The sequence below is a fragment of the Cupriavidus phytohabitans genome (assembly GCF_017815025.1).
Lineage (GTDB): Bacteria > Pseudomonadota > Gammaproteobacteria > Burkholderiales > Burkholderiaceae > Cupriavidus.
Genome location: NZ_JAGIQB010000137.1, coordinates 1 through 3,953 on the forward strand (window position 1 = coordinate 1; position 3,953 = coordinate 3,953).

At 63.8% G+C, this 3,953-nt stretch carries 4 protein-coding genes and 1 pseudogene; 1 reads left to right on the forward strand and 4 read right to left on the reverse strand.

Annotated elements, in window-relative coordinates; translation table 11 throughout:
* Window positions 1-331: 331 nt before the first annotated feature.
* Window positions 332-457, forward strand: a pseudogene (locus tag J8I34_RS35105) (H-NS histone family protein); the annotation flags it as partial.
* A gap of 90 nt (window positions 458-547) precedes the next feature.
* Here the strand turns inward: J8I34_RS35105 and J8I34_RS33420 are convergent.
* From J8I34_RS33420 to J8I34_RS35650, 4 genes are all read right to left on the reverse strand, one after another.
* Window positions 548-1,078, reverse strand: a complete 531-nt coding sequence (locus tag J8I34_RS33420; protein ID WP_209777937.1) for a hypothetical protein — start codon at window positions 1,076-1,078, stop codon at window positions 548-550.
* Window positions 1,079-1,230: 152 nt separating this feature from the next.
* Window positions 1,231-1,989, reverse strand: coding sequence for a tol-pal system protein YbgF (gene ybgF / locus J8I34_RS33425; protein ID WP_209777939.1), 759 nt, complete (start codon window positions 1,987-1,989; stop codon window positions 1,231-1,233).
* A gap of 77 nt (window positions 1,990-2,066) precedes the next feature.
* Window positions 2,067-2,336, reverse strand: a complete 270-nt coding sequence (locus J8I34_RS33430) for an H-NS histone family protein (RefSeq protein WP_209777941.1) — start codon at window positions 2,334-2,336, stop codon at window positions 2,067-2,069.
* A gap of 175 nt (window positions 2,337-2,511) precedes the next feature.
* Complete coding sequence (locus J8I34_RS35650; protein ID WP_371748200.1) at window positions 2,512-3,876, reverse strand: H-NS family nucleoid-associated regulatory protein; 1,365 nt, start codon at window positions 3,874-3,876, stop codon at window positions 2,512-2,514.
* Window positions 3,877-3,953: the final 77 nt, after the last annotated feature.

A 3,953-nucleotide genomic window follows, 5' to 3' on the forward strand; every position in this document is an offset into this window, starting at 1 on the left:
GGCTACATAATAGTCTCAAAAATAGCCGAAACCCAGCGCCGATGCGGGTTCCGGCTATTTGGGAAGTCAAAGTTCGGACTAAAGGAACAAAGCTAATTCAGCCTAGTTGTGCAGGGAAATAACTTCATGCTTCATTGATGAACTTCCCCATACACCTCACGCTGACAAAACTCTACTGCCACTTCGGCGCGACAGGCATATTCGGCGGCGGCGACATTTAGCAACTATGTGTGGGCGGGCGAGACGCCTCACCTCATCCTTACGGTGCGCACAGCGGATCGACACGGGTGGCCGGCAGGCAAACTGCTGATCGGCAACCTGGCTCGTCGGGCTGTTTGGTGAGACGGACGACTACGGGCTCACCCTGGAAGACCTCGACGCGGCGGTGGAGGCGCCTCCACCGGAGCCGGTGGTCTGCTATCGCAACGCGGAAAGGCTGACCTGGGACGGGCACGGCCCATCATCCACCTTTTTTGCATCGCACCGACGGCCAGCCGGCCCAATCGCGGCGTGGCCCGAGGAGGAAATCATGAATCGATGGGGGCTTCTAGGCAGCAGGCGTAAACGAGATTCCGCCACTCTCGTCGAGCCACTCGTCCATGCGATTCATTGTCCGCTGCGCCGTCACTTCGGCGGAGTCACGTCGTGGGTATGGGCCCCCATCGGGAAGCTGAACGCCAAAGATGGGACAACCGTAGGGGCCTTCAATGAAGATTGGTTGCAATGACATCGCCTCAAGCCGATTCCAAAGGGCAAGAAGGGCAGGGTTTCGAACGACGGACTTCTCTTGGTATGGGTTAACAGTTCTCCACCCGCCGCCCTGAGTACTGTGACGCTGATGATCAATGCAGCAGACCTTCCCAAGGTCCACCAGGCCCGAAGAATCAACGCATATAAGTTTGAGTTCCAAATAGCCCTTTCGAGCAGCAACTCGCAGGCGCATCTCCAGCCTCTCCGAGACCTCGGCAAGCTTTGCCTCGAATGTCGCCACATCGGCCTGCAAGCGCAACTGACGCTCAGCCTCCTGCTCCATCTCGCCAATCGACCGCAACGTGCGTAGTTCATCTCGGTTCGTCACATTTAGCTCCTTCTTGGTGCCTTCTTAGGGATCGCCTCTAGACGGGGTCAGTACTTTCCGTATTTTCTGGGGGTATGCCCCGGAAATGGCTTATCTATCAAGAGCTTACAAATAAGTTGGCGGCTAGTGAACCAGCTGGAAGCCGCCCGCGCTTACTTCAGCGTCTTCAACCGGTTGTTCGCCGCACGCGCGCCTTCGGTACCGGGATACTTGGCCACCACTTGTTCCAGCGTTTTGCGCGCAGCAGCCTTCTGGCTGGACTCGAGCTGATTATTGGCAACCGCGATCATGGCGTCCGGCACCTTGGGATGCGTCGGGTTGGCATCGATCATTTTGTGCAGCACCCAGGTGGACCCCTTATAGTCGCGCTGCGCGTAGAGCGAGTTGCCGAGCCAGTACTGCGCCAGCGGCAGGTAGGAGCTCTGCGGATATTTCTTGATAAACGACGAGAACGAATTCCCGGCGCTCTTGAAGTCGCCCGCCTGGAAATGCTTGAGCGCGGCGTCGTATTCGGGCTTCTCGCCCGGCGCCGACGTGCCCTGGCGGTCTTCGACCGAAGCGTGCTGCGGCTCGAACTTCTTCAGGCGCGCATCCAGGTCGGCGTAATAGTCCTTCTGCTGCTTCTGCAACGTCGCCACCGTGTTCTGCAGCACTTCGTTCTGGCCGCGTAGCCGCGCCACCTCCTGGCGTAGGCCTTCGAGTTGGTTCTGCAGGTCGAGCGTGGTGCGGCTGTTCTGCTCAATGCGCTGGGTCGCCGTGGCCTGGAAGCTGTTGAACTGGTCGCGCAGGTTGATGACCGTTTTGCGTGCCTGGTCATCGTCGAACACTCCGGCATGCGCCGGTGTGGTTGGTAGCATGCCGCCGCTAGCAATGGCGGCGAGCCACAACAGGGTGGAAACGTGTACTTTCATGGATGGGTCGTCGTTGGTTGTGTCGGTTAGCCCATGTCACATCCCCATTGGACAGAGGGCCGAATGCCTCGGCGGGCCTATCCCACCCGGAAAAATTCCACGCTCTGCCCCGCATGGACCGCCCGCTTGAGCCACGAGGGTATCTCGCCCTGCCCGTCCCAGGTCAGCCCTTCCGCGTTGCGGTAGCAGACCACCGGCGCCGGTGGTGCGGGCGGTGGAGGTGGCTTGGGTGGGGGCGGCGGCGCGAAGCACCCCGCCGCGTCGAGCTCTTCGAGGGTGAGCCCGTAGTCGTCCATCTGCGCCTGGATCCAGCGGATCGCGTCCGCCCGCTCAGTCTTTGCTGTCATCGCTGCCGTCACTGCTGTCGTTGCCTTCGTCCGGGTTGTTAGGCAGCGCTGTCGCCGCCGGGTCGTTGCCCGGCGCTTCCCGTTGGGCTTCCTGCGCAGTGGCCGCCGAACTTCCGGCCTGCCGAATTTGCTGGTCAGAATTGGGGCGGACCGGCCCCGCCCGCCAACCTGTCGTTCAGGACAAGAGATCGATGAGGAAACGCTCGCGCTTCTTGCCAATCCATGCGGGAGCCCGACCGCGCCCCGACCAGGTCTGGCCCGTCTTGGGGTTGCGGTACCTTGGAGGCGGCGCGGCCTTCGTCTTGCTCGGAACAGCGCGGGCAGCGGGCTCAACACTGGGCTTGCCCGCAATGTCCTCAATGTTGAGGTCGTACTCCTGCATCCACTGGCGAATCTCCTCCACGACCTTTGGCACTTCCGTGGCTCGCAACTGCTCAAGTTGCGCATTGACAGATGCCAGTTGAGCGAGCAGTGAGGATTGGGACGGGATTTGGGTGGCGGTAGGCGCTTTTTGCTCCTGTCGCGGTTTTCGGGTTTTCGTCTTCTGAGTCGGCGCTTCCGGGGCAGCCTCCACGCCAGGCAGTGTTCTCTGCTTCGGCCCGCGCTTCTGGGTTGGGGGCTCTTGAGTCGTGACTTCCTGAGCCGCAACTTCAGCTAGGATTTTCGGCTTCCGACCGCGCTTTGGGGCCCGCCTCGCTTCCGGCGCTGCTCCCGGAGTGGCAGTTTCCGCTTCGCCGCGCTCGGCCCGGCGCTGCGCCGTCGCGAGTTCCGCCTGCACGGCCTCCAGGTCGCTCGTAGCCTTGCGCTGCGCCTGCTCGGCCACCGCGAGCCGATCGGTCAGCGCCGCGGCCTGCGCTTCGAGCTTGGCCCGGCCCTCCGCCTGCGCCACGGCGGCATCGCGCGCCTCGCTGCGTGCCGCCGCCAGTTCGGCGCGCAGGTCGTCGGCCGTGCGCTCGCTTTTCTGGCGCGCGGTGCGCTCCTGGTCCAGTTCGCGCAGGCTGCGCCGCTCGCTGGCTTCGGCGCGTTCCTGCGCCAGCGTCACCGCCTCGCGCGCCCGCTCCAGCTCGGTCGAGAATTGGGTGCGCAACTCTACCAGCTGGCGCCCCGCCTCCTCCAGTTCCCCCCGCCCCGCTTCCCAACGCGCCCGCGTCGCCGCGTGCGCCTGGCGCTCGGTCGCCAGTTCGGCCTGCACCGCGTCGTGCGCCTGGCGCGCTTCGCCCAGCTGCGCCGAGAGCGCCAGCGCATCTTCGCGCGCGGCCGCGGTGTCGGCGCGCGCGGCATCGCGTTCCGATTCCGCGGCATTCGCCGCGTCACGCGCTTCGGCACGCAGCGTGGCGAGCTCCGCCGTCGCGGCCGCGTTGGCCGACTGCCAGATGGTCTGCACCGCCTCGGCGGCGATCTGCTTGAGCGCATCGGGCAGGTCCGGGTGGTCGATCGTGACGCGCGTGCGTCCGCGCAGCTCCTGCCAGAACGCCTGCAGCACTTCGGCGGGCGTGCCCATGCTGAGGGTTGGCCGCAATTCGTGAAAAATCCGCCACATCTGTAACTGCTCAATAACCCGGGGCGAACGGCGGCACCCTGTTCAAGCAGAGCGCAGGAGGCGTTGTTCAAGCAGGT